This is a genomic window from Sphingomonas citri, assembly GCF_019429485.1.
Taxonomy (GTDB): Bacteria; Pseudomonadota; Alphaproteobacteria; order Sphingomonadales; family Sphingomonadaceae; genus Sphingomonas; species Sphingomonas citri.
The window spans coordinates 128306-153784 of record NZ_JAHXZN010000009.1 but is presented as its reverse complement, the minus strand read 5'-3'; the positions used below and the strand labels follow the sequence as shown (position 1 = coordinate 153784).

Below are 25479 nucleotides of genomic sequence, written 5' to 3'. Positions count from 1 at the left end.
GTGCGCTCCACCCTGCTCGCCAGCCTGCGCGGGCTCGCAGGGAACGGCGACGAGCTGTCGCTGATCGTCGCGCAGACACCGTTCGAGCCGAGCGAGTTCGCCTTCCTGCGCGCGCGCTACGCCGCGCGGCGGGCAATGCGCTGAGCACCTCCGCCACGGCGTCGGCGCGGTCAGCGATCGCCCCGAAGATAAAATGAGACAATTCTATGCCCCGTCGTTGTAGGTTCTACCATTTGTGGCCCCCCAAGCAACCCAAAGGAGCTTATCGCTGACCGAAGCTGATCACCGAAAATGATTTCGTCGGGTTGCGCGTTGCCCATCCGATCGACTGTTTCGACGCTGAAGATGCAAACGGTTTTATGGCAAGCGATGCTAGAGCTGACGGAATCGGCGCGGAGGCCGGCGTCGGCAGCAGCGTTCTGTATTCGGGCCTGCGCGTCCGACGACCACGCTTGGTCAACACTCTCCCCGGCGAGTCTTTCCTGGAGAACGTCGGGCGTGGACACGGATCTATCTTCGAGCCAAGCAGGCGGCTTGATCGCGCCCTCTGCCAGCGGCGGGACACCCACGTGAGATGTATTTTTCACCGGCATTAGCGCCAGATCTCCCGCGCGCCGCTGCTCGGTAGCAGCCATGGTCCGCTCTTCCCGTCCGCGAACGACGCGGATAGGTGTCACATCATCCGTCGTCTCACCCGGCGAGAGAAAAATTGTCGCCGCGAAAACGGCGGCGACGAGGAGGGATAGAACGATGGTTATTCTCATCTTGATGTCCGTGCAGCGCTGCCGATCCAAACCTTGGAACTCCGCAGCAACGAGTCCGAGTTGCGCTTAGTATCCCTGAACAACAGCAAGCCTCGCTGCCACTTGGCCCCAGCTGTAAAAAGTGCCAACGTGGGGACCCGTGTAATGTGGGCTTGTCCCCGAGTTATTGGTAATGGCCCGGCCATATTGTGAGATGCCCGACCAATCGTTCTCGAGCTCACGTTGGATGATCGGCATTGTTCGGGTTGACCCCGCCATCACGTCGGAGAAGACGCCCTGGACGTCCCAGAAGCGCGCACCTTCCGCAAGATATTGGATGAAGAAAAGCATCGGAGCTGCCGTCGTATACCCCGATCCGTTGGAGCTGGCGTTGTACAAGGTCGTAAAATGCCTATTAAATTCCGAATAGCTTAGTGTCTGGTTCGCGCGACTAATGTTGCCGAAACGTTCTATATCGGAATAGGTGACCGAGAAGGGCAGATGGAGAGTCACTCCCGAAGTTGCCCAATGCTGTCCATCCTCGTTTAGTTGTTCGATAAGGTTGGAGCCTGGAAAGTACCAGGTCACCGGCGTGCTGCCACCACCTAGGGTGGTAGTGAAGCCTTCGACATAAAGGTTTGTCGGTCGCATCCAGAAGCTGACACTTTGATTAGTGCCATTCCGATGAAGAACGATGCGGATCAAGCCCGGCACGCCAGATTGTGAGATCAGGCTTGTTCCCCTAAAAGAATGCGCAGCTGCACGTCTAATGCTGTTGAGCAGGGCCACGTACTGCGACCTTTGAGACGCGCTGGGCCCCGTGCTGTTATCGTTGAAGTTCATATAAGTATAAGCGGCTGTTCCCCTTGGTGTGTCTGCAAAGGCTGGAGGGGTGGCCGCTAAGAGAAAACATGAAGCTACGGCCACGATGCTGGCGGCACGTAACGAGAGCGGAAGCTTGGACACCTTGTTTTATCCTTTCAACGGGTGACACGTCGTATATCGGAGCTAAAGCGCATCGATAAAGAAGGCGCTTATGCGCTTAACCGCATCGCTCACGTAATCTCGCTGGTCGTATAGATCGACGTGCGACGCGCCTTTAACAGTATGAAGGTGTTTCGGCTCGCCCGCCCGCTCAAAAGCTTCACTCGTCATCCAGGCGGTCACGGCTCTATCGCCAGTAATAAAGAGTAACGGCCTCGGTGCTATCAGATGAGCAAAATGGAAGGCGTCGAAAGTAGCCATACGATCGATGCTGTCCCACGTTAGCGATTTTGCAGAGCGCGGGTGACTTGCACGCGACGTGCAGTAGTAATCCCAGCCCTCAAAGGTATGGGTGTCACTGGAACGTGCAACGGACTCGTTCTCGGGAAAAATCGGAAGATGATCAATTTCCCGTCCGTCGAACGATTTGGTGCGTGCTTCTGCCGCGTGCTCGAGGAGTGCCTTCAATACGCCAGGCTCCTGTTGGCCGTCGGCGCCGACGCGGATCTGTCGGCCTACGTCGACCGCCACGACGGTGGCAACGGCACGGATCCTTGGATCACCGGCAGCCGCTTGAATGACATACCCTCCGGAAGCACAGATACCGAGCGCCCCGATCTTACTCGCTTCCACGCCGGCCTGACTCGTCAGCCAGGACATAGCGCCTTTGAAATCTTCAACGCGTTGGGCGGGGTCCTCAAGAGCCCGTGGTTCGCCCTCGCTAGCGCCTTGGTGGGTAGCATCGAACGTAAGAACATCGAAACCGAGCGCGCAAAGCATCTCAGCGTAAAGAGCCGGCGATTGCTCCTTCACGGAGCTCCCCGGATGCCCGATGATGAGGGATCGACCATTTGGCTCCTCGGGCTTGTAACGAAGCCCCGCAATGCTCAGTCCGGCGCTCTTAAATTCAACGGCATGCTTCATGACGCAGTCCCTCTGCATTTGCGTTAAGCCCATGCTCTACGCACCTCGAAGCCCATGCAGTTGTTATTTGCTGCTAACGGCGGCGAGCGCCTGTGGTCAGCCGGCAATGCCTTGGCGAGGCGCTTAAGGTCGGCGTCACAGAACGAGCCTTGACGATCTAGCCTCCGCCAGCGCGAAAAGGAGCAGCCAGTTCAAGCGCCTATCCATTCTGCAGGAAGAGGCGAGAGAACAGCTTGCGTTTCTAGAAAGGCCTCGATGCCTTCCAAGCCGCCCTCCCTTCCGATTCCCGCCCGTTTAAATCCGCCAAACGGCGCCGATGGCGCGACTTCCAACCTATTGATGCCGACTTGTCCGGCCCGTAGGCGAGCAGCCATCTTGTGGGCACGTCTTACATCCGAAGAGTAGATGCTGCCGCTCAAGCCCATACCGGGGAAGTTTGCCATAAAGACGGCATCTTCCTCATCTTCGTAAACCTCCACGGTGCAGACTGGACCGAAGATTTCCTCTCGAGCAATCTTCATGTCGTAGCGCACGCCCGAGAACAACGTGGGCTGCACCCAGTGTCCGGAGCCAAGGTCCTGCCGTATTTCGCCGCCCGTTACGATCCTCGCACCATCGCTGAGCCCTGACTCTATGTAAGCGGCGATGCGCCGGGCCTGCCTGCCGTTAAGCACCGGGCCCATCTCAGTTGCAGCGTCCCAGGGATCGCCAACCCGAAGGGCCTCAAGCCTGAGCTTCAGGGAGGAGACGACATCATCAAGCTTGGCCTTCGGCACGAGGATTCGCGACTGGGAAAAGCAAATCTGACCGGAGAACGGCATGATGAATGGCATGAGAGCGTCAAGCGCGTGAGCGGTGTCGGCGTCGCCTAGAAGGATAGCTGATGACTTTCCGCCTAGCTCAAGAGTGTGGCGAGTCATGTTTGCAGCGCAGGCGGCTGCAATCATTCTTCCGGTCGTAAAGCTGCCCGTGAAGCTGACCGTATCTACCTCTGGGTGCGCTACCAGTTCCGCACTCGCCTCCTCTTCCGCATTGACAACGTTGATAACGCCCGACGGGAGACCAGCTTCGTGTGCGCATTCGGCGAGCAGCATCGCGTCTAGCGGGCTTTCCGGAGATGGCTTGACGATACAGGTGCAGCCCGCCGCTAAAGCTGCGCCTAGCTTGTGGCAGAGTATGGGAAACGCGGCGTTCCAAGGGATTATCAGAACGGCCACCCCTGCTGGGACTTTGCGAACCCTTGCATAACCCGCGTGTGTCTGCCGCGATTGCTCAAAGGAGAAGGAGTCAAGGATAGAAGCGTTGTACTCTAGTCGTTGTAAGCCGGCGCCGGCTAGGCGCGTCGTTAAGGCGATTGGGGCTCCAACTTGTGCAGTCCAAAGCCGAGCGAACAACGGGATCCTTCGGCGGACGGCCTCGCTGAGCCGACGAAGGTATTGAGCGCGCTCTTTCGGTTCCGAAGCGGCCCAGGGGCCGTTTTCGAAGGACGACCTCGCAGACCGGATGGCTCTCTCGATGTCGATCGTGCTGGCCACGGGGATCTGAAGCACCTCGTTACCAAGTGGATCAACGACCCGCCTGATTTGCGCGGAGGCCGGCTTGACCCAATCTCCGTTGATGTAAAAACGGGTGCGTACATCGCAGGAAAGCTCGCGAGCGGCATCGAACATGCTGCACTCTCCAATATGTTGAACAGGTTGCTCGAGGCATCGAAGCATCGATCTGCTGGCCGCCCGTCAGAAGGGGCGGCGATGTTGCTGTCGCACGGCTCTCCAGGGGTACGCACGTTAGCTTCTGAAATCGTGTGTTAGCCCGCGCTGTCCTGCGCCTCAGGTCCCGTCCGAGTCGGACCGAACCTCGATGCCGAGGTTTCCACGCCGCAGTTTACGTGGTCATGAGGTCGGCGAGCTCCGGCATGTCGCGCTGGAATTTCTGAGAAGCCGGCTCCGACACAAAGAGGCCGACCGGCTCTGACGAACTGCAAGCTCGTACTGGTGCTGGGGCGCTGCGGAGGTGCAGTTCTACCACCGCGTTCAGGCTCGCGCGTTGTGGTGGTGAGCCAGGAAGAACTAGATCATGGTTTGCCGCCGTACTGTCGCTCCCTTGGCTAGCTAGAGTTTAGCCAGATCGGCTGTTGACCGGCGCGCCCAAGCGTCCGCTCCCTGTTGACGCGCCAGTGCGATCGAGGTCCTTAGGGCTTCCTTTGCGGCATCGGGATCGCTTTCGTGAAGCATAGCGAGTTGCGCCTGAGTGCGACGTAACTCAGCTAGGAGCAGGCGTTCGCCCCCGGACTCGCATTTAGAAGATGTAGAGCGAAGGAGATCGTGAGCTTCACAATAGCGCCCCTCTAACATAAGCCCTCGAGCAAGCGCGAGTGAGAATGGAGTGGTCAGTAGCTCGTAGCGCGCCGCCCTAAGTCTCGAGAGGCTTTCCTCAAGTTTGTTAAGGGCGTCGCCCGTTTCCCCTTTCTCGATACTGATTTCGCCATGAAGGCCGCCAACAGCCGCGATGTACGGCCCTAACGCGTTCACGCTTGCGCAATCATCGAAGCTACTTAGCGCGAGCTCAGCGGACTGGATATCACCGGCCCATAGGTGAACGGAAAACGACCAAAGCAAGGCGATGCAACGCGTGACCGCGTGATCGAGCCCATCCGCGTCGATCACCGTCTGCTTGGCGAGACGTAGTCCCTGATCTGCTTCGCCAGTCAGCCACAGCGCTCGCGATAGCGCGATAGCCGAGCGGTTTCGATGGTCGAAGCCGTAGTGGATCGTGCGGCTTCTTTCTGAAGGCGGACTGTTGGCAAGGGAGAGCTCCAGATCGCCTCGCGCTCTGATTTGATCGCCTGCGAGGTGGTGAGAAATCCCGGTTAAAGAGTACGCAATCCCGATCGCCTCTGGCTCTCCGATCGCCATCGCCACGGTGAGAGCGCGTTCGGCGTGTTGAAATGCGACCTCATACTCGCCGATCCGCTCGTGGAAGATGTGCATGCGCCCGAGAATGCGAAGCTCACTCCAACGATCACCGAGGTTGAACGCGACCGCCAGAGCTCGAGAGAGGGCCTCGCCAGCCGCCTGGCTGTTGCCCCGAGTGAACATGAGTGAGGTGCCAAGCCCAGCTTGGAGCTCAAGCTCGATGGCAGTGCCGACCTGCGTATCGTCCATCACGGACAACGCACGCGCACACCATGTCCGGCTCTCGATCAGCGAGGAGAGGTTAAGAAATACGCGAGCGCTCGCCGCGGCCAGACGCACAGCGAGCTTCGTGTCGCCGTCCTCGCCGAACGCCCACTCGAGCGCACTGCGAATGTTCCCAAGTTGCTGCCTAAGGGAACGTAGATCGTGCAACGCCTCCGCATCCTGGGCAGCCGCTGCCTCGATCTCTGAGAGGTAGAAGGCGGCATGCCTGCGCGCCGTCGATCTCGCGTCCTCGCTGCCGCGCGCCAGAAGCTTTTCGCGAGCATAGGCCCGAGCCATTTCCAGCAGCCGGTAGGTACCTGTGCCGCGTGAGCGCTGCGGCACGACCAGCGACTTCGACGCGAGCTCGTCGAGAGCGAAGGCGACCTCGTCGGCACTGATACATTCGTCCGCTACAACCTCTAGGGCAGCGTCGATCGAGAAGATGCCTACGAAAACGGCCAGACGAGCCAGGACGATGCGTTCGGGCTCGGAAAGCAGCCCAAAACTCCAGTCCAGCGTCGCCTGCAACGTTAGCTGCCGAGGAGCCGCATTGCGACGCCCCTGCCAGCCGAGGCTCAATCGCTCTCCCAGGAGCTGCGCCGTCGCCTCGATACCGTGAGCAGCGGCTCTCACGGCCGCCAGCTCGATCGGCAGTGCCATGCCGTCGAGGCGTCGGCACATGTCGGCAATCAGCCGAGCGGCCTCGTCGTCCAGCGCAAGCGCGCTATCGGCAGCGAGCGCGCGTTCGCAGAACAACTGGACCGCAGGGTAGGAGAGCAGCTGGTCGCGGCTCATGCCTTCAGGATCGTCCGGAAATCCGAGAGCGTCTAGCCGATGCACATGCTCGCCGCGGATGCGCAGCGGTTCGCGTGATGTCGCAACAACTCGAGCGTCAGGTGCGGCCTCAACGATGCGCTCCACGATCGCGGCCGCTGCCTCAATCACGTGCTCGCAATTGTCCAGTAGGAGCAGGATCTTCTGATCGCGGATATGACCGAGGATGACGGCGAGGGGGTCGTCGGTATGGACGGCGATCATCATCGCGCCGGCAATCATCTGCGGAACGAGGGCAGGGTCCTCAAGCAGGCTAAAGTCCACGAACGTGATCTGGTCACCGAACACAGATCCGAGCCGGTGCGCGATCTCAACCGCCAACGTCGTCTTGCCCACGCCTGCAGGTCCGACAATCGTGAACAAAGGCGTGCTCACGATCCGGTCCGCGAGGAGCCGCAGGTCTGCGTCTCGGCCGATCAAATGAGGCAGCCGAGAAGGCATGTTGACCGTCTTGGGCGCGGGGCGCGGCTCAGGAAACGCCTTTAGCGCCTCAGGCTCGTGCGTCGACGACATCCTCTCGACGGGAGCCACAAAGGCGTACCCTACGCCCACCTGGGTCGCGATGTAGCGAGCACCGTCCTGCCCTTCGCCGAGCAGCTTGCGTAGACCAGCCATATGGAATCGCAGGCTGCCGTCTTCGACGACAACGTCCGACCAGACCCGGGTCAAAAGCTCGCGCTTGGAGAGAACGCGGCCCGGCTGCTCCACGAGAGCCGCGAGAAGATCGAAGGATCGACCGCCGATATCGACGGGATCGCCGTTTCGCGTGAGCAATCGCTCCGAGACGGATAGACAGAACGGGCCGAAGAGGACCCGCTCGCCCGTTCGATCCATATCGAGCATCGTTTAAGCGTCAGCCTCCGTTTGGCGGAAAATCGGTTGAGGTGCTGAGATAGCGCCATGCGGCCAGTTCCTCCAGACGGGCGCGATCCGATAGCTCGAGCGCGGCGACAGCATCGGATCCCAACGGCAGTCTCAAAGGGGGCGTGTCAGCGGCGACGACGGAGAGGATGGCTTGCGCGCCGCGGGCAGGATCCCCTGGCTGCTTGCCGTCATAAGCCTGTTGCATCCGAGCTGCTTTTCCGACGACCGCGTCATACTCGGTCCGGCCGGCGTCGATGCTCGTCGAAGCGCCGGCAAAATCGGTCCGGAAGCCGCCCGGCTCGATGATCGTCACGCGCACACCCACGAGCGCCATCTCCTGCGCCAGGACCTCCGAGAAGCCCTCAACCCCCCATTTGGCTGCGGAGTAGGGTGCGCGCCCGGGCGCGCCAAGGCGACCACCGACCGACGAGAACTGGATGATGTGCCCGCTGCGTCGCTCCCTCATATGAGGTATCACGGCCTTGGTCACGATGATCGTGCCGAACAGGTTCGTCTCGATCTGCTGTCGGAAGGACGAAAGCGAGGTGTCCTCTACCGACCCGACGTTGCCGTAACCGGCATTGTTCACCAGCACGTCGAGCTGGCCAAAGGCCTGCAACGCGCGCTCCACTGCCGCTGAAGCCTGACCCTCGTTCGTGACGTCCAACGGTGCAGTCACAAGGGTGCCAGGCCCCACACCCTGCAGCGAGCTGAGCTGAGAAGTATCTCGCGCCGTGGCGACAAGATTGTCACCTGACCGCAGAACGGCCTCACACAGCGCACGTCCGAACCCTCGCGACCCTCCGGTCACCAGCCATGTGCGGGTCATGCCTATCCCTTCCTTCTTGTGCTGATTTTCTGTGGTCGCGCTTGACGCGAACGGCTCATCCAAACGTGAACACGTACGCGTGGACACCTGGTCGAGAGAACTCGATCGTCACCGTCCGGTCGACAACACCACCGGCCTGGCGAACGAGTTGATACAGCCGATCTTCCTTGATCTCGCCCCATCCAGCCGCGTCGATGTCGGTACCATGATTGGAGCCGGGAGGTGCGCCGTCCACGAGCACACGGAAGCGTATCGGCGATGCCTGGCTTGCGCCCCCGAGCACGAGATGAAGGTCACGGCCGTGAAAACGATAGCGGATCTTCCCGTCGGGGCCAGCGAGCGCGGCGTATTCGGAGCCAACCTTCCATGATCCGGATAGGTCCCACTGGTTTAGCGACAGGCTCGCCGCTGGACGGTATTGTGACGAGATGTCGCGCACGAGACCGCCATCGGATTGGAAGTTGTCTGCTTTCGCGTAGCCGAGGTAGGACTCGGGAGAGCGCAGATCCTTCCAGTCCGCTTCTGCTTCGATGCCGGCGCCAACCGCGGGAAGCGCCTTGATGCCGGTAACATCCTGACCGGCCTCGGTCAGCAGCTTGCGAATGAGCTGCTCGGCCTCGTCATAGTGACCTTCACCGAGGCGGTAACCACGCACATCACCTTTGGCGTCGATGAAGTAGAAGCCGGGCCAACCCTCGTTGCCGAAGCGCTGCCATGTCGCGTAACGATTGTCTTGTACGATCGGGTATTTAACATCGAGATCGGAGAGGGCAGTACGTACTCTGGCGGGGTCCTTCTCAAAATTGAACTCCGGGGCGTGAACCCCGACGACGACCAGCCCCTTCGAGCGGTAGCGCTCCTCCCACGCACGTAGAGCTGGAAGCGCGCGCAATGAATTGATGCAGGAGTACGTCCAGAAGTTCACGACGACTACCTTGCCCCTCAGTGCGTCAGCGCCGCCTGGGACTTCAACAAGCCACGGAGAGGCCGATGAAAGAGCCGCGAGAGGCTTAGACGAAGTGCCTGCTGGCGCTGGCGCAATCGACGGCAAGGCTGTTAACTCCGGGGCAGCAAGGCCGAACGCGTCGCCGAAGCAGGCGGCTGTCGTAGCGCCGGCAGCGAGCGCGGCAACGGCCGCGAGAATAATGGGGCGAAGCTTCAACATGCGCGGTCCTCACACCTGCGGCCGAAGCCCAAGGGATCGAACCGTCACATAGGCCTTGGCGGCACATCGCGGGTGTTAGGTGTGTCGCACGCGTTGTTAGCTGCTGAAAGCCGGCCGGCCGGCCGGCCGTGCTCGCCGCCAGATCCTAACGCTGGATCACTGCCGATAACGGGGCGTCCTGCCGCAGCTCCTCTACCATCGTGAACATCAACGATCGGGAAAAGGGAGAGAGCAGATGCTCGACCAGGTCATCACATCGCGTCGCTCGCTCGTAGCCGGTGCCGCAGTCGCGGGAGCGGCAGCTATCATGCCCTCGGCGCTCCATGCCGAGAGTAGCGGTACGGGCATTCGGCCCTTCAAAGTCGCGATACCCGCCGGAGACGTCGCGGCGATGAAGCGGCGCATTACCGATACGCGCTGGGCCGACGCGCAACCGGCACCTGACGACAGCCAAGGGGTGCGTCGACAGACACTCGAGCCGTTGATGCGCTACTGGGCGGGCCCCTACGATTGGCGCAAGCTTGAGGCGAGGCTGAATGCGCTTCCCATGTTCCTGACCGAGATCGACGGCCTGGACATACATTTCATCCATGTCCGCTCTCGGCACGAGAACGCGCTACCGCTGATCCTGACTCATGGTTGGCCAGGTTCGGTGCTCGAGTTCCTGAAGGTCATCGGCCCGCTCACCGACCCGATGGCGCATGGCGGCAAGGCGGAAGACGCATTTCATCTTGTCATCCCATCGATACCTGGTTTCGGCTTCTCGGCCCGGCCTACCCAGGTCGGCTGGGGCTCTGACCATACCAGTCGGGCATGGGCTGCTCTCATGCAGCGGCTCGGCTATACACGGTTCGTGTCACAGGGCGGTGACTGCGGCTCGGTCATCTCGCAGCGCATGGCACTGCAGAAGGTGCCTGGGCTCGCAGCTATCCACCTCAACATGCCCGCCGTGGTGCCGGGCGATATCGCTAAGATCCTTGATGCCGGCGACCCGGCGCCGGCAACGCTGACGTCGAAGGAGCGGGCTGCCTTCGATCAGCTCGAGGCCTTCTACCGCGACAACTCTGGCTACGCGATCGAGATGAACACCCGGCCACAGACCATCGGCTATTCGCTGGTGGACTCCCCGGTAGGTCTCGCGGCCTGGATGTACGAGAAGATCGCACAATGGGTGTATGGCGGCGGTGATCCGCTTCGTGTCCTGACGAGAGACGAGATCCTCGACGACATTTCACTCTACTGGCTCACCAAAACTGGCGCGTCCGCCGCGCGAATCTATTGGGAAGACCATACTAACAATTTCAACGCACGCGGCATCATCGATCTGCCGGTAGCAGTCAGCGTTTTTCCCGGTGAGATCTTTCGTGCGCCGAAAACATGGGCCGAACGCGCTTACACCAATCTCTTCTACTTCAACGAAGCGCGCAATGGCGGTCATTTTGCCGCCTGGGAGCAGCCGCGGGTTTTTGCCGACGAGGTGCGCGCCGCCTTTCGGACCATCCGCTGACCAACACCAGCCATTCATCAGGAGATCCAATAATGTCAGACAGCAAGACGCTCTACACGGCTGACGTTCACGTCACTGGCGGCCGCGAGGGAGCCGCGCGGAGCTCCGATGGGCGCCTCGATCTGAAGCTCTCTGTGCCGGGTGGTCCGGGGCAGGGGACGAACCCCGAGCAGCTTTTTGCGGCTGGCTGGTCGGCCTGTTTCGAGGGAGCGATGGCTCACGCAGCGCGGGCGCGAGGTATCAAGCTGCCCAACGACCTTTCGATCGACGCGCACGTAAGCCTCCAGCAGGGCGAGGACGGCTTCTCGCTTGCCGCGCAGCTGGACGTCAGTGTGCCGGGGCTTGAGCCCGATGTCGCGCGTCAACTCATCGACACCGCCCATCGTACCTGTCCGTATTCGAAAGCGATCAAGGGGAACATCGACGCGGTCGTCGTCCTCGTCTGACCCTCACCTCGTTCGATTCCGCAGGAAGGAGATCCCATGCGAAATTTGATAGCAAGCGGGCTGGCGCTCGCTGCCGGCCTTCTCACGCCCGCTGCTCAGGCGCAGGCGCCCGCCAAACCCTTCATCGTACTCGTCCACGGCGCGTTCGCAGACTCGTCGAGCTGGAACCAGGTCATCCCGATCCTGCGGAAAAACGGCTATTTCGTGATCGCGTTGGAGAACCCGCTGCGCGGAGTCCGGAGCGATGCCGCCGAAATCAACAGCGTGGTGTCCAGATTGCAGGGTCCAGTGGTGCTGGTCGGACACTCGTATGGTGGATCCGTGATTAGCGCAGCCGCAGCCGGCAGCCGGAACGTGAAAGCGCTCGTCTACGTCAGCGCCTTCGCGCCGCAAGCCGGCGAAACCGCTCTGGCACTCACGGGTAAGTTCCCCGGCAGCACGTTGGCGGGAGCGCTTTCGCCGGCGGTTCCGCTGCCAGGCGGCGGCAAGAACCTCTACATCCTTCAGGGCAAATTCCCTGCTCAGTTCGCGGCGGACGTCAACCCGGCGCAGGCTTACCTCATGTCGGTCGGGCAGCGCCCGATCGCGGCGGCCGCCTTGACGGAAGCGTCACCCCAGCCGGCCTGGACGCGTATCCCATCGTTCTTCGTCTACGGCGATCACGACAAGAACATCCCACCTGCCGCGCTGAGCTTTATGGCAGCCCGCGCCCACTCACGGCAGACGGTCGTCGTTAAGGGCGCCTCTCACGTCGTCATGGTCTCGCATCCGGTCGAAGTCGCTCGTCTTATCGAACGAGCTGCGGCGACCCACTGAGGTGCAGCGCCGGTGAGCCTCCCCTGTCGGCGCGCACGCTCACGGCCGGTCTTCCCCCCAGGCCGGCCGTGAGCACTTGTTCTACGTGAGTGAACCGCTCGACAATGATGCGCGTGTCGCAGTCCCCCGGGGCCGACCAAACGCTGACGTTGGACGAAGAGACGATCGATGAAAGCAGCAGTCGTTCTACGTCACGTTTGCTTCGAGGACCTCGGGTCCTTCAGCGCTCCGCTGAACGCGGCAGGCTACGCCACTAGCTCCCACGACGTGGGCGCAAGAGCATGGAACCCGGCTGAGATCGAGCATGCTTCTCTCCTAGTGGTCTTGGGCGGACCGATCGGGGTCTATGAAGCCGCCGCTTACCCCTTCCTCGAAGACGAGCTCAGGCTCCTGAGCGAACGGCTGATCGAGCAACGACCGACACTCGGCATTTGCCTCGGCGCTCAACTGATCGCGGCTGCGTTAGGAGCCGAGGTCGCCCCGGGTGTGAAAGAGATTGGCTTTGCACCGCTCACCCTGACCGACAACGGACGCGACAGCCCCTTGCGGCACTTGGAGGACGTTCCAGTCCTGCACTGGCACGGCGACGTCGCAGGCGTACCTCGTGACTGTGACCTGCTCGCCAGAACCGACGCCTGTGCAAATCAGGCGTTTTCGCGCGGTCCGAACGTGCTGGCTGTCCAATTTCACCCGGAGGTCGACGCCCCACAGGAGATCGAGCGTTGGCTGATCGGTCACGCTGTCGAGCTTGAGCAATCGGGTGTCGACGTTAATCAGCTAAGGCGGCGGGCACATCAGCACGGGAGAGCTCTGCATCGTGCAGGGCAGGCCATGTTGCGGGAGTGGCTGAGCAATCTTCGTTGTGACTAGCCGTTTGTTGAGCAGCCCACGCGCGGATCCGCCGCGCTGCTACCTGACGCGAGCCTATCGAGAGTAATCGGTGAAGACGAAGTCTGCCGATTGCGCCAAGTTCGTATGGCAGGCGAAACAGGATCGCGTGAGCTGCTCATCCTGGTTGGCGTGGCCGTTTTCGAACTGCCCGTAGCCCCATCCGCCGCTGGCAACGTAGCGCTTCGAGTCCTTGACACTGACCTGTACGTTCGTCGGAGCTCCGGCCACGAACGACTGTGGAGCCGGGAAGACGGCGTCATTGCGTGGCGACGATTGGTAGCGCCACGCCAGACGTACGATAACCGTTCCGTCAGGAAAGGGCCGCTTGCCAGACCGAAAGGCCTTCACCGCTATGTCGTTGCCCAAGATCGCACGGATATCGTTGTTCTTCCCGTTCTCCTGCGCGACGCTGATCAACTTCCAGTCCCGGTAGCCCTTCGGAAGCCGAACGCCATACACCGGCGACGTCGCGGCCGCGGCGGGTTGCCCCGCCCCGGCCGCGACCTTCGGCAGAGCCAAGGTCAGGAACAGCGATGCGCTTGCACCAAGCGCGATCGCGCCGTGCCGTTTGCCGAGATATGACCCGGTCAAGCGAGCCTCTCCACATCCAGGATGGCGCGAACGAACGCGGCGGGAGCCTCCTGCGGGAGGTTGTGACCGACGCCCCCTGTCACGAGGCGGTGCTCGTAGGGACCGGTGAACTTAGCGCGGTAAAGCTTGGGCGCGGGATGCGGAGCACCGTTAGCGTCCCCTTCCATGGTGATCGTCGGGATCGACACGGTCGGCACGGCGGCGAGCTTCGCCTCTGCCGCATCGAACCGGGTCTCACCTTCCGCGAGCCCCAAGCGCCAGCGATAATTGTGAATCACGATAGCAACGTGGTCCGGGTTGGCGAAAGAGGCCGCGGATCGATCGAACGTGGGACCGTCGAACATCCATTCCGGCGAGGCGAGCTTCCAGATCTGGCGATTGAAGGCGTTGGTGTTGGCTGCGTAGCCCGCCTTGCCCCGCTCGGTAGCGAAGTAGAATTGGTACCACCATTGCAGCTCCTGCTCGGGCGGCAGCGGCTTGGCCCCAGCGGCCTGACTGCCGATCAGATAGCCGCTGACGGAAACGAGCGCCTTGCATCGCTCCGGCCAGAGCACGGCCATGATGTCGGCCGTGCGCGCGCCCCAGTCGAACCCTGCGACGATCGCCTGTTTGATGTCGAGCGCGTCCATCAACGCGAGGCCGTCGCTGGCAAGAGCCGTCGGCTGACCGTTGCGCAGAGTGTCACTTGACCGGAAAACGGTCGTGCCATAACCCCGCAGGTGCGGGATGATGACGCGATAGCCCTTGGCGACGAGCAGCGGCGCGACCTCGGCGAAGCTGTGGATGTCGTATGGCCAGCCGTGCAGGAGAAGTACCACCGGCCAGCTCTTGGCACCCATGTCGACATAGCCGACGCTGAGATCGCCCGCGTCGATCTGCTTGACGCCAGGCAGAGCGGGAGTGGGTCGATCAGCCGGTAGGACGAGATTTGAAGCGCGAGCCTCGGCTGATACGCCGAAAAGGGCGGCAGCAATCGTCGCGGCGCCGGTGACGAAATTGCGACGCCCCGTATGGGCAACGTCGATCGGAACGATGGTCATGGCCTTCTCTCCAGGTGTTGCACTGGAGACGGTCTAGGCTACCTGCTGCTCACAAGCCCGTTAGGTCTCGTAATCTGCCGTCAGCGATCGCTTGCGGCAGCTGCCTGGCTGCGATTGGGCCAGTGGCTTGCCAGAAACTAACAGCGCCTAACTGGCACGTGGATCCAAGCTCGTGCTTATGACCTTTGCGGCCACCTGCCATCTGCCGGTCGGCCACGGAGTTAAGAACGTTATGCTCCCTTACAGTCCGGCGATGGCGTTGCATGTCCGCGACGCCGAGTACGCCTGGAATACCCGCAATCTCGACGCAATCGTGCTGGGCAACACCATCGATTGTCTCTGGCGAGACCGCGTGAATTTTCTCTGGGGGCGTGAGCAGATCCGTGCTCAGGTACAACGCCAGGCACGTCGCGAGATCGACGGGCGGGTGCTGATGGAGGGCTGGGCCGAAACAGAGGAAAGGATCTCCTTCCGGTTCGCCCGTGAGTTCAAGGATGACAGCGGTACATGGTACCGTGCCTACGGCAGCGAGGCACTCGAGTTAGATCCAAGCGGCCTTGTGAAGCGACGACTGACAGCGGCGAACGAGCACGTCATCAAAGAGTTCGAGCGCACATTGCGGTGGCCGACAGGGCCACGGCCAGCGGATCACCCTAGCTTGACTGAGCTTGGTTTCTGACCGTTAGCAGAGCTCATCTACCGCTCTCAGCTCGCGCCCGCGTGTCTCGGGCAACAGGACGGCTGCGACGATCACGAGCGCGTAAGCGAGCGCCACATAGAGGCCGATCGACGCTTCAATACCGAGCGATGTGATGCTCGCGCCCACAGCCAGCGGGCCAGCGCCGGCAAGTCCTCGCCCGATGTTATAGCAAAAACCCAGACCTGAGCCTCGCAGACGCGTTGGGAAGAGTTCGGTGAGAACCGGCCCAACCGCACTGTAAAGCCCGAGGGCGAATAGCCCCACCGGAACGCTGAGGGCGAGAAACGCCTTTGGCGAGAGGTTGGGAAGCGTGGCGGTAAGCACCGCCGCAATCCCTCCCGAAGCGAATATCGCAAGGGTAACGCGGCGACCGAAGCGATCGCTCGACCAACCGGCCAGAACATACCCTATGATTGAACCCGCGACGAGGACGCCCAGATGGAGGGTCGCTTCGGCCGCCGAGAGACCCCGCTCGGTTCGCAGCATCGTTGGCCACCAGGTGGCCAAAGCCCAGTACCCGCCATGCGTTCCTGTCGCGAGCATGCTGCCGCGTACGGTGCGCCCCCTTAAAGCTCGTGAGAAAATGGCGTGCCACCCAGCGGAGCGTGTTCGCTGTTCGAAGAACGCGGGCGCGTCGCGCAAGCGCCTGCGCAACGCATAGATCCATGCCGCCGGAAGCAGCCCGACGAAGAAGGTCGCACGCCAGCCCAGATCCGCCGGCAGAAGCCAAAAGGCTATGGCCGAGATCGTGGCAGCGAGTGCCCAACCAAGCGCCCAGGCGCTCTGTATCGTGCCGGCGACCCGCCCGCGCGTTTGAGGAGAGGCGATCTCTGCGATGAACACGGCTCCGACGGCCCACTCGGCTCCGAAACCAACGCCTTGGACGGCCCGCGCGACGAGTAGCTCCTCATACGATCGCGCAAAGCCACAGAACGCCGTCGAGATGGCCAACCAGATGATCGTGGCCCTCAGCACCTTGGTGCGTCCCAAGCGGTCGGAGAGTGAACCCGCCATCCACCCTCCGATAGCGCCCGACAGCAACGCTACAGTGGCGAGCACGCCGGCGCTGGAGGGCGAGAGGTGCCAAAGGGTCAGAAGTGCTGGGAGAATGAAAGCGTATAGCTGCACGTTCATCGCATCGAGCGTGAACCCGCTATAGGTGCTCCAAACAGCACGCCGACCGTTGCTGTCGAGCTGGCGATACCAGGCCGGGGTCATGATCGCGGCGCCTCCAAACACACGTCCTCCGGCGATCCAAGAACGATACGCCGGTTGATTGAGATCGCGGCTAGGAAAGGCTCATCATGGCTGACGACCAGAAGGGCGCCGTCATAGGCCTGAAGCGCCGCTTCGATCGCGTTGACAGAGTCGAGGTCAAGGTGGTTGGTCGGCTCATCCAGGATCAACAGCTCGGGCGGTTTCTCCCCGCCAAGGCGGCAGGCGAGGCCCGCCCGAAGCATCTGGCCGCCACTCAGCGTACCGACCTGCTGCGAGGTAGCCTCCGCGCGGAAGAGAAACCCGGCCAGCGCGGCACGACACGCGTTCTCTGTCGCAGCCGAGTTCAGGCGCTTGAAGTTGTCCAGGATGGTGGCGTCCTGGTCGAGGAAGGATACGTGCTGGTCGATGACGGTGTATGATGGGGTGAGCTTGATGCTTCCTCCGGCGGGGGCGAGATCGCCCGCGATGAGCTTCAGCAGCGTCGTTTTTCCGGCGCCGTTCGGACCCACGATGGCGAGACGCTCTGGTCCGGTTACCGAGAAGCTCAAGCAGCGGATCAGGGGGCGTGAAGGATCGTAGCCTCCGGTCAGGTCAGCCACGCTCAGCACAGTGCGGCCAGCGGGAAGCCCCGTCCTTGGCAGCACAATCGACAGCTGCTGCAGGACCTCTACGCGAGATCTCGCGGTTGCGACCGCCTCATCGGCTCGCGCCGAGATGCGCTCGGTAAGCCGCTTGCCGCTCCCGCCGCTCGCCTCGGCCGCGTTTTTACGTGCTCCCAGAAGGATGCGAGGCATGTCTCCCTTCGCAGCCTTACGTGCTCCGCCGGCATCGCGTCTGATCTGCCGCTCCGCCGCCTCCCGCGCCTTCTTCTCGGCAAGCGCCTGCTGCTTTTGCGCATGCGCGAGGTCGTGCTCGGCGGCCGCCAGCTCGACTGCCTTACGTGCCCGATAATGGCTCCATGTGCCACCATACCGCGTGGCGCCGAGTGCCGTCATCTCCACGATGGCGTCTACGTGCTCGAGCAGGTCGCGGTCGTGACTGACCACGATCAACCCGCCCTTCCAGCTTTCGATCAAACGCCTGACGGCATCTCGTCCTTCCTGGTCGAGGTTGTTTGTCGGCTCGTCGAGCAGGAGGAAGTCGGGTTTAGAGAAGACGGCAGCAGCCAACCCGGCCCTGGTACGCTGACCTCCTGACAACGCGGCAAGGGACGTCCAGGCATCCGCTTCGAGGTTGACGTGCGCCAAGGCATCACGAACCCGCTCCTCGAGGGTCCAGTCTGCTTCGGCGAGCTCATCGAGTGTCGCATGCCCTTCTTGGGCGCGATGAAGGACATCAAGGGCAGCCTCGATGCCAAAGAGTGATGCAATCGTTGACCCTGCTGGAGCTGATACCTCCTGCCGCATCAGCTACGCCGGTAAAGCCGGTCTCCGAGAAGGCGCAGGAGAGCGTCTCGCGCGAACTCGGGCAAAGCTCGCGTCGCGTCGCGCGCGCGTGATTGCTTCTGGACCCAAAGCACCCTGTTCAACCGGCGTTCGCTGAACGTCTGCAGGGCGTGTCGAACATCGAGGGATCGGCTCAGGCATTCTGCCATGACGATCGCATCCTCTAGCGCCATGCTAGCGCCCTGCGCCATGCTGGGCGAGCAACCGTGTGCCGCATCGCCGATCAGCACCGCATTCTGGAGGTGCCAGGCTTGGGCGCGGATCTCACCGAGCGGTGCTTTGCTGATCCGCTTATCGGGTGTCAGGCGAGCGATGCTCTGTGCGACGGGCCCTCGAAAATCGGCGAAGAGACTGCGGAGTTCGTCGGACGCGGGGGACTGGCTCTCTGGGAGCAATCGATCGTCTGCGTCGGCGTAAACGTAGAGCTTGTTTTCCTCAAGCGGCACGCCGAGCAAAGCTCGACTCTTGCCGAGGCTGACGGTCCAGTGACGTAGATCGACGCTGTTGGTCGTCACGAAGCGCCAACAGGTTCGGCCGTGTCGTACCGGCGTTGCCTCATCAAATAGCTGATCGCGGGTCCACGAGCAGAGACCGTCCGCCCCAATCACGAGGTCGTATGAGGTTTCTGTTCCGTTCGAGAACCGGACATCCGCCACGCCCGTGCCGACTGCCAGACTTGCAACCGAGCACCCGAAGCGGATCGGCGTCGCGATGCTCGACGCCAGGATATCGATCAACGACGTGCGGGTCATCGAGAGGCACGGTCCTACGTTCCTCCAGAATGCAGCCACGTCCATGTCGTGCAGCACCGCGCCGATGGCAGTCCGGATCGTCTGCCTTTCGTTACACACTGCTCGTGCGTTGATCTCGTTGAAGAGGCCAAGCGCTCGAAGCGCGAGCGCGGCATTGCCGGGAAGGAACATCCCAGCGCCAGTCTGTGGCAGATATGGTGCCTTCTCGACGATGTCGTACGACATACCCCGAAGATCGAGAGCTCGGGCGGTTGCGAGGCCAGCGATACCGGCGCCAATGATGAGGATCTTACGGCTCACGGCGAGCGCTCCTGGTGGCCAACGTTGGCGAAGAGGTGAGATAACTCGTGTTTGTGACCGTCAAGCGGAGACGCCGCCATCGATGCGTATGTCAGCTCCAGTGATGTACGCTGCAGCCGAAGAGCATAGATAGACGACCAGATCTGCAACCTCGTCGGTCGTTCCAAAACGTTGTAAAGGCATCGACTGAGCCGCTCGCTCGAACGAGCTGCCATAGATCTCATGCAGAAGGTCCGTGTCTATTCTCCCCGGCTGAACGGTATTGATGGTTATCCCCTTGGAGCCGAGTTCGCGAGCTAACCCACGAGTGAGGCCCTTCAGAGCGGCCTTGGTCATTGAATAGGCGGCTTGACCGACGTGAGGCATATAGTCGCTGCTGATGCTGCCTACGTTCACGATCCGACCTCCCGCTGGCATAAACGGGAGTGCTTCCCTGATGCTTACGAATGGAGCTCTCACATGGACGGCGATCATGCGCTCTAGTATGGCAAGATCGTAGGTCTCGATAGGTCCTGCTGCAGCAAAACCAGCGTTGTTGATCAGGATGTTAATACGACCACACGAGCCGGCCACTCGGATGATTGCGCCACGCACCTCGCTGGAAGAACTGGCATCTGCGTTGATGGCCCGGCCCGCGAGACCGTCATTCGTGAGCTCAGTCTCAAGGCGATGGGCCTCCTCGACCGAACTCGAGTACGTGAAGAAAACTGAAGCCCCGCGTTCCGCCAGATGTCGGACAATAGACGAGCCGATCCCTCTGCTGCCGCCTGTAACTACAGCTATCTGGTCGCTCAGGTCTGGAGCTCGGCCCATTAGTCTGATGCTAGTCTGAATATTCAAAGGATCACCCGGCATGCTACCCGCTCGTGCGATGCGAGCGGTGCATTGCTGTCGCACGGCCAGCCTTGCCGAGCACGTTAGCTTCTGAAATCTTCTGTTAGGGCACGCTTTGACGCGGAGCGGCGGCTCGCTCAGCAATCGGTTCAGGTCGCCTGCTCAACCCGCATGAGCTGTGACGGGTATGGGGCGACGATGTCCTTGAGGTCGTCCCAAGACTCCATCAGCCATCGATCGTAATCGTCATCGTGGAGGATGACCGGCATCGCCTTAGGGTGGATCGGCGCCACGATCGCGTTCGGCTCTGTGGTGAGGAAGCCAAAGGCATTGCCACGCTCCGTCGGCCGCCAAATGCCAGCGAACGCGAAGATGGGCCGGCTCGGCACATCGAACCAATGAAGTGGCTTCCTACCGTCCTCTCCCGGCGCGATCCCGTACTCGGAGAACGAGGTAACAGGGACCAGGCACCGGCGCGCCGGCGTCGTCAGCATCGATCGCCAGAAGCTCGAGCTGAGGTTGCGTACGTTGGTCACGTACTTCGTCAGCTTGGCCGATGGATCGCGCTTGCTGGGAACCTGCGTCGGCACGCCCCACTCCATGCGCTCGAGCCGTCGCTCGTCGCCGTCCTTGATGACTACTGGGCCATAGAAGGGCGTCTTGTTGCCGGTCGGGAATATGTCGGTGACCGGAAATGTCTCGTCCGGCTCATAGGGTGGGCGGATGCCAAATGTGGTCAACACCTCGGCCTGCTTGGCCGTGAGCCGATAGATGGGGTGATTGCGGTTCACACTCTTCGACGCGCACCGTGATCTGGGCCGGCATGGGGCCGGCAGACGCGGAGTGGTGCCATGATGCAGTATGTTGGGCTCGACATCTCACTAGCCGAGGTGGCGATCTGTGTGGTCGACGAGGATGGAACGATCGAGTTTGAAGGCACGGCGCCTTCCGAACCAGACGCCATCGCCGACTGGCTGCTCGAACGCGACGTTCACGCCGAGAAGGTCGGGCTGGAGATCGGTGGCTTGGCGCGCTGGCTGTACGCCGAGCTAACCGCCCGTGGGCTTCCCATGATCTGCATCGACCCGCGCCGGCTTCGCGCACTGACCAAGACCATGCCGGTGAAGACCGATCGGAATGACGCGCGTGCTATCGCTCAGGTAATCCGCGTCGGCTGGTATCGCCCGGTACACATCAAGAGCCCGGTGAGTCAGGAGCTGCGGATGCTGCTCGCCAACCGCAAGACCCTTCTGGTCAAGTACGGCGACATCGAGAACGAGGTTCGCGGTACACTCCGCGCCTTCGGGCTGAAGCTGTCAGGGCGGATCGCGTCGGGACATTTCGAGCAGCGCGCCATGGAGCTGGTCGAGAACCGGCCGAGGCTCGCGGCCATGGTGAGGCCCATGCTCATCGCGCGATCCGCGCTTCGCGAGCAGTCCGCCGTCCTGCACAAGATGCTGCTCGATGCGGTCGCCCGTGACGACACCTGCCGCCGCCTCATGACCGTGCCGGGCGTTGGCGCGGTCACGGCTGTCACCTTTCTCGCTGTCATCGACGACCCGAGCCGCTTCCAGCACTCGCGCGACGTAGGTGCGCACCTCGGCATGACGCCGAGGAAGTATGCCAGCGGTGAGACGGATCGAAACGGCTCAATCTCCAAGACAGGCGACGCACTGATGCGCACGACGCTCTACCAGGCGTCGCTGGCGCTGCTTACGCGGTCGAAGCGGTGGTCGACGCTGAAGGCGTGGGGCATGGCCGTCGCTAAGCGGCGCGGGCTGCGCAGGGCCATCGTGGCAGTCGCGCGTAAGCTGGCGATCGTCATGCATCGCATCTGGACGGACGGCACTGAGTTCCGGTGGACGCGTGAGGAAGCCGTCGCATGACGGACTGACCCCACTCCACCTTCACCAGCTCCGCCGCAAGGCGGGGGCAGCCCGAGAGAACGAGGTCGAGGCGACTGCGCTGTAATCGGAGTGCCACCAGAGCCCGTCCAAGATAGATAGCAGCCCTCGATCAGTCATCGAACGACCCATGGTGAGGCGGCTTTGCGCCGACCTCGAACACAAGCTCGAACCTCGGACTGCTCAACCATGATACCGCCCGATCAGGCCCTCCGCCTGGTCGCCATCGACATCGCCTGCTCTCTCGGGAACGGCGGAGAATGGCAGGAAAGCGGAAGGGCGGCTTTCGGGTGCTCTGAGGGCGATAGCTGCCGTTAATCTACGCCGGACCGCGTGACAGCTACCGACTCAATGGCAGCCATAGCCGAAACAAGATGCCCATCTTATAAGTGGACATTTCGAACCGGCCTTTTGGCACATGCAAGCCATTGAGAAGCCGTGAGAGCAAGTAGGTGTCACAACCGGACGATTGTGACCCCTACGGAGTTGCATGTTGGTTGAGCAGGTCGATCACGGCGCAACTCGACGCTCCGTCGCCTTCGCACCGTTCGATTGTCGTCGCGAGCAGGCTTTGGAGCTGCGCTAGGTCCGCCATCTTCGCTCGCACCCGCTTCAAGTGTTCCGCCGCGATCTCGCGAACCTCGTCGCACGACGCTTGTGCGGGTCCGCCAAGCGACAGGATCGCGCGCACCTCGGCCGGGGTGAAGCCGAGTTCGCGCGCGCGGCGGATAAACCCAAGTGCGCGGACGTGATCGGCTCCATAGACCCGCCGCCCGCCAGCGGTACGAGGCGGCGTCGCCAAAACCCCGATGCGCTCGAAATAACGGATCGTCTCGATGTTCACGCCCGTCCGACGCGATAGCTCACCGATCGCGATGCTCTTCTGCATGAAACCGCTTGCTCCTGTAGCCACTACAGGATGCATAGCGGGCTCTCCCGCTGGAGACGACCGTTGATCCCCAACACCGCCGCGACAAAACCCACCGTCACGCTGAAAGCATCAAACCGCGCCGACACGGGACTATCGGTCCTCGGCGCACTGGCGAGCTTCGGCGCGGTCCTCGCCGCCGCGTCCTGCTGCATCCTCCCGCTCGCATTTGCGGCGCTCGGCGTGGGGGCTAGCCTGTCCAGCACCTTTGCGGCGTTGATGCCGCTACGTTGGCCGTTGACCGCGCTTTCGGTTCTTGGGCTGGCTGCCGGGTGGTGGTTCTACGCACGGCGTCGAAGGGCCTGCGCCGTGGATCGCTCCTGCACGATACCGCTGCCGTCGCGCGTCACCCCGATCGTGCTCGCGATCGGCACGGCCTTGACGCTGATCGCGCTAATTTGGGACCGACTGGAGTCGCCGCTGATGAAGTTACTTTCCTGATGCTCCTCACCTCTACCCTGACCTGCCCTAAGTGTGGTGGAACCGCGACTGAGACGATGCCCACTAACGCGTGTCAGTTTTTCTATGACTGCCGGCACTGCGCGGCGGTCCTGCGACCCCTCGCCGGCGACTGCTGCGTGTTCTGCTCGTTTGGCGATGTGCCGTGCCCGCCGATTCAGGAAGCGAAGACGAACGGAACCGTGGCGAGCTGCTGCGGTTGAAACCGTAACAGCCTAGTGTCCCCATATATCCGCTATGCTGGATATGTGGAGAATTCATCAACTATTGCTGCGCTAGGTGCGCTCGCCCAAGGGACGCGGCTCGACGTGTTCCGCCTGTTGGTGCGTCACGCACCGGACGGCATGGCCGCTGGCGATACTATCTGCGCCGTCCCGGTTCCCATGAACCAGCGACCGCTTCCGGGAGTGCGGCGGAGACAGCTCAACGGCGAAGATTGGGCGTAAGCCGACGGGCAGCTTTCCGGTTGCGGCGGAGACCGCAATCACACAACCGATTACACATCCGCGCCTCCTATCGGCGCCGGCGAGCTGCCCCGCCGGCGCGCATGCCTCAGAGCTTGTCCTTCAAGCCCTTCGCAGCCGTGAACGCGACCTTCTTCGATGCGGCGATGGTCATGGTCGCGCCGGTTGCCGGGTTGCGGCCCTCGCGCTCCGGCCGATCCTTGACGGTGAACTTGCCGAAGCCATTGATCGAGACCTCTTCCCCCTTCGCGGCCGCAGCCGCGATCTCGTCGAACACCGCGGTGATCGTCTTCTTTGCGTCCGCCTCGCTCGTGCCCGTCGCAGCCGCGACGCCCTTGGCCAGCTCACCAACGTTCATGCTATTCGTACTCCCTGAGAAAACGCGGGGACCATACTGATGACGAGCGCTGAGACAACGATCGTCCTCGACGACGCGACCGCCAGTGCGATCCGGCTGATGCTGTCGAAACTGGATGAGCAAGACGTCGCGGTCGTGTTCGAGATGGTCGGTGGCACCGGTCCGATCGGCGACCTGGCCGCGGAGGCGATGAAGGATCGCAACATAGATCTGTAATCACTAGCTTATCTGGACAGACAGGGGAGGCACCGGGCACCACGACGGAGGGTGATGATGGTAGATCGACGTAAGCGGCCGCAGGGCGGAGCCGAGGTCCTCGTCTTCCTCGATCGGCATCGTCTCGCCCACACCCCTAACCATTATGCCTTCGCCCACGAGTATCTAAACGGCGACAGTGAGCAGCTGCGAGAGCGAGTGGACGGCGCGATCGACGGCGGTGTCAGGCTCACCGAGGAGCAGGTTCAAGAGCTTCGCCCAGCTGTACGGGCGGCGCTTGCCCCCGAGCTCGACCATATCACCATGCGCGTGATCGACGTCGTCGGAGATGCGATGGCCGTCACGACCGATCTCAGCCGCGAGCTGGTTACCGCGTCAGCAGCGCTGCTTGGCGAGCCAGGCGCTAGCGCCGGACCGTTGCTCGCCACGATGCTGCGCCGGGCTGAAAGCGCAGAGGCGAGTTTCGCTGAAGCTGCAGCCCGCGCGCGGCAGATCCGAGCGGAGCTGACCGCGCTTCAGTCGGCCGGGCAGCACGATCCCCTCACAGGCTTGACGAACAGGACGGCATTCCAAGCGCGCCTGGCAGGTAATCTAACAAGCCCGACATGCATTGCCCTCGTCGACATCGATGGACTGCGTCAGGTTAACGACGGTCACTCGCCGGGCGTCGGTGACCGGCTGCTAAAGGTCGTGGCACGTGCGCTCGCCGACCATGCTCGTAGCCATCTCGTTAGCCGGTGGGAGGGCGGCACCTTTGCAATCCTCATCGAGGGCATGGATCTGCGCGCAGCCGGAGAGATGGTCACGGCCGCATGCGAGGCGATTGGCGCGCGCGAGATGAAGGTGCGCGAGAGCGACACGCCGCTTGGCCGGATCTCGATGTCTGCCGGCGTCGTAGCCAGCCGCGGCCGCGATGTGGAGGCGCAGCTCGAGGCGGCGTGGCAGCAGCTCCGAAACGCGAAGCGGAAGGGCGGAAATCAGGTGAGCGTGGAAGGCGCTGTCACGGTCGTGCGATGACGATGAATGATCGCACGCGGCGCCGCCCTTCGACCTCGGAGGAGTGTAGCGAGTGATGGTGCTACTTGCGC

26 protein-coding genes and 1 pseudogene are annotated in these 25479 nt (G+C 62.2%); 11 read left to right on the top strand and 16 right to left on the bottom strand.

Going from position 1 to position 25479, the window contains the following annotated elements; translation table 11 throughout:
- Positions 1-170: 170 nt before the first annotated feature.
- The 7 genes from KZ820_RS18695 to KZ820_RS18665 all read right to left on the bottom strand — a co-directional run bounded on the left by KZ820_RS18695 (position 171) and on the right by KZ820_RS18665 (position 9522).
- Complete coding sequence (locus KZ820_RS18695) at positions 171-764, bottom strand: hypothetical protein (protein WP_219750359.1); 594 nt, start codon at positions 762-764, stop codon at positions 171-173.
- Between the two features lie 66 nt (positions 765-830).
- Positions 831-1709: a ribosome-inactivating family protein gene (locus KZ820_RS18690; protein ID WP_219750358.1), complete on the bottom strand. Its 879-nt coding sequence runs from the start codon at positions 1707-1709 to the stop codon at positions 831-833.
- A gap of 42 nt (positions 1710-1751) precedes the next feature.
- Positions 1752-2651 (bottom strand): alpha/beta hydrolase, encoded by a 900-nt coding sequence (locus tag KZ820_RS18685; protein WP_219750357.1) that lies wholly within the window; start codon positions 2649-2651, stop codon positions 1752-1754.
- A gap of 191 nt (positions 2652-2842) precedes the next feature.
- Complete coding sequence (locus tag KZ820_RS18680; protein ID WP_219750356.1) at positions 2843-4321, bottom strand: aldehyde dehydrogenase family protein; 1479 nt, start codon at positions 4319-4321, stop codon at positions 2843-2845.
- A 441-nt stretch (positions 4322-4762) separates the two neighbouring features.
- Complete coding sequence (locus KZ820_RS18675) at positions 4763-7507, bottom strand: ATP-binding protein (RefSeq protein WP_219750355.1); 2745 nt, start codon at positions 7505-7507, stop codon at positions 4763-4765.
- Between the two features lie 10 nt (positions 7508-7517).
- Entirely contained in the window at positions 7518-8357 is an 840-nt protein-coding gene (locus KZ820_RS18670) for an oxidoreductase (RefSeq protein ID WP_219750354.1), read from the bottom strand.
- 55 nt (positions 8358-8412) lie between these two features.
- Positions 8413-9522 carry a redoxin domain-containing protein gene (locus KZ820_RS18665; protein WP_219750353.1) on the bottom strand — a complete coding sequence of 370 codons (1110 nt, stop codon included), beginning with the start codon at positions 9520-9522 and terminating at the stop codon, positions 8413-8415.
- Between the two features lie 235 nt (positions 9523-9757).
- On the opposite strand from KZ820_RS18665, the gene KZ820_RS18660 reads away from it, so the two are divergent.
- From KZ820_RS18660 to KZ820_RS18645, 4 genes are all read left to right on the top strand, one after another.
- A complete protein-coding gene (locus KZ820_RS18660) occupies positions 9758-11029 on the top strand; it encodes an epoxide hydrolase family protein (RefSeq protein ID WP_219750352.1) in 1272 nt (423 codons plus the stop codon).
- A gap of 32 nt (positions 11030-11061) precedes the next feature.
- Positions 11062-11475, top strand: a complete 414-nt coding sequence (locus KZ820_RS18655) for an organic hydroperoxide resistance protein (RefSeq protein ID WP_219750351.1) — start codon at positions 11062-11064, stop codon at positions 11473-11475.
- A gap of 36 nt (positions 11476-11511) precedes the next feature.
- Positions 11512-12291, top strand: a complete 780-nt coding sequence (locus KZ820_RS18650; protein WP_219750350.1) for an alpha/beta fold hydrolase — start codon at positions 11512-11514, stop codon at positions 12289-12291.
- Between the two features lie 168 nt (positions 12292-12459).
- Entirely contained in the window at positions 12460-13161 is a 702-nt protein-coding gene (locus KZ820_RS18645; protein WP_219750349.1) for a glutamine amidotransferase, read from the top strand.
- Between the two features lie 54 nt (positions 13162-13215).
- On the opposite strand, the gene KZ820_RS18640 is transcribed toward KZ820_RS18645, so the two are convergent.
- Both KZ820_RS18640 and KZ820_RS18635 read right to left on the bottom strand, forming a co-directional pair.
- The gene (locus KZ820_RS18640; RefSeq protein ID WP_258048334.1) at positions 13216-13773 is read right to left on the bottom strand and encodes a cytochrome P460 family protein; all 558 of its coding nucleotides are present in this window, start codon (positions 13771-13773) and stop codon (positions 13216-13218) included.
- Positions 13770-14813, bottom strand: a complete 1044-nt coding sequence (locus tag KZ820_RS18635; RefSeq protein WP_219750348.1) for an alpha/beta fold hydrolase — start codon at positions 14811-14813, stop codon at positions 13770-13772. The genes KZ820_RS18640 and KZ820_RS18635 overlap by 4 nt, the downstream gene beginning before the upstream one ends.
- A gap of 178 nt (positions 14814-14991) precedes the next feature.
- Between KZ820_RS18635 and KZ820_RS18630 the strand changes: the two genes are divergently transcribed.
- Positions 14992-15492 (top strand): DUF1348 family protein, encoded by a 501-nt coding sequence (locus tag KZ820_RS18630; RefSeq protein WP_219750347.1) that lies wholly within the window; start codon positions 14992-14994, stop codon positions 15490-15492.
- A 3-nt stretch (positions 15493-15495) separates the two neighbouring features.
- On the opposite strand, the gene KZ820_RS18625 is transcribed toward KZ820_RS18630, so the two are convergent.
- From KZ820_RS18625 to KZ820_RS18605, 5 genes are all read right to left on the bottom strand, one after another.
- Complete coding sequence (locus KZ820_RS18625) at positions 15496-16731, bottom strand: MFS transporter (protein ID WP_219750346.1); 1236 nt, start codon at positions 16729-16731, stop codon at positions 15496-15498.
- Positions 16728-18137 carry an ABC-F family ATP-binding cassette domain-containing protein gene (locus KZ820_RS18620; protein WP_219750345.1) on the bottom strand — a complete coding sequence of 470 codons (1410 nt, stop codon included), beginning with the start codon at positions 18135-18137 and terminating at the stop codon, positions 16728-16730. Before KZ820_RS18620 ends, KZ820_RS18625 begins: the two co-directional genes overlap by 4 nt.
- The gene (locus KZ820_RS18615) at positions 18137-19228 is read right to left on the bottom strand and encodes an FAD-dependent monooxygenase (RefSeq protein ID WP_219750344.1); all 1092 of its coding nucleotides are present in this window, start codon (positions 19226-19228) and stop codon (positions 18137-18139) included. The genes KZ820_RS18620 and KZ820_RS18615 overlap by 1 nt, the downstream gene beginning before the upstream one ends.
- A 60-nt stretch (positions 19229-19288) precedes the next feature.
- Positions 19289-20083, bottom strand: a complete 795-nt coding sequence (locus KZ820_RS18610; protein ID WP_258048333.1) for an SDR family NAD(P)-dependent oxidoreductase — start codon at positions 20081-20083, stop codon at positions 19289-19291.
- Positions 20084-20211: 128 nt separating this feature from the next.
- The gene (locus tag KZ820_RS18605) at positions 20212-20853 is read right to left on the bottom strand and encodes an SOS response-associated peptidase (protein WP_308462281.1); all 642 of its coding nucleotides are present in this window, start codon (positions 20851-20853) and stop codon (positions 20212-20214) included.
- A 60-nt stretch (positions 20854-20913) separates the two neighbouring features.
- Between KZ820_RS18605 and KZ820_RS18600 the strand changes: the two genes are divergently transcribed.
- Positions 20914-21948, top strand: a complete 1035-nt coding sequence (locus KZ820_RS18600) for an IS110 family RNA-guided transposase (RefSeq protein ID WP_219750343.1) — start codon at positions 20914-20916, stop codon at positions 21946-21948.
- Between the two features lie 496 nt (positions 21949-22444).
- Here KZ820_RS18600 and KZ820_RS18595 read toward each other — a convergent pair whose 3' ends face one another.
- A complete protein-coding gene (locus KZ820_RS18595; RefSeq protein ID WP_219750342.1) occupies positions 22445-22855 on the bottom strand; it encodes a MerR family transcriptional regulator in 411 nt (136 codons plus the stop codon).
- Positions 22856-22918: 63 nt separating this feature from the next.
- Between KZ820_RS18595 and KZ820_RS18590 the strand changes: the two genes are divergently transcribed.
- The 3 genes and pseudogenes from KZ820_RS18590 to KZ820_RS22045 form a co-directional block, all read left to right on the top strand.
- Positions 22919-23335 (top strand): hypothetical protein, encoded by a 417-nt coding sequence (locus KZ820_RS18590; RefSeq protein WP_219750341.1) that lies wholly within the window; start codon positions 22919-22921, stop codon positions 23333-23335.
- Entirely contained in the window at positions 23335-23556 is a 222-nt protein-coding gene (locus tag KZ820_RS22265) for a GDCCVxC domain-containing (seleno)protein (protein ID WP_308462280.1), read from the top strand. The genes KZ820_RS18590 and KZ820_RS22265 overlap by 1 nt, the downstream gene beginning before the upstream one ends.
- Positions 23557-23601: 45 nt before the next feature.
- Positions 23602-23742, top strand: a pseudogene (locus KZ820_RS22045) (transcriptional regulator); the annotation flags it as partial.
- Positions 23743-23905: 163 nt separating this feature from the next.
- On the opposite strand, the gene KZ820_RS18585 reads toward KZ820_RS22045, so the two are convergent.
- Positions 23906-24175 carry an HU family DNA-binding protein gene (locus KZ820_RS18585; RefSeq protein ID WP_219750340.1) on the bottom strand — a complete coding sequence of 90 codons (270 nt, stop codon included), beginning with the start codon at positions 24173-24175 and terminating at the stop codon, positions 23906-23908.
- Between the two features lie 39 nt (positions 24176-24214).
- Here KZ820_RS18585 and KZ820_RS18580 point away from each other — a divergent pair, with 39 nt between their 5' ends.
- Together KZ820_RS18580 and KZ820_RS18575 are read left to right on the top strand one after the other, a co-directional pair.
- Positions 24215-24391: a hypothetical protein gene (locus KZ820_RS18580; RefSeq protein WP_219750339.1), complete on the top strand. Its 177-nt coding sequence runs from the start codon at positions 24215-24217 to the stop codon at positions 24389-24391.
- A gap of 54 nt (positions 24392-24445) precedes the next feature.
- Positions 24446-25408: a GGDEF domain-containing protein gene (locus KZ820_RS18575; RefSeq protein WP_219750338.1), complete on the top strand. Its 963-nt coding sequence runs from the start codon at positions 24446-24448 to the stop codon at positions 25406-25408.
- The last annotated feature ends 71 nt before the right edge of the window (positions 25409-25479 follow it).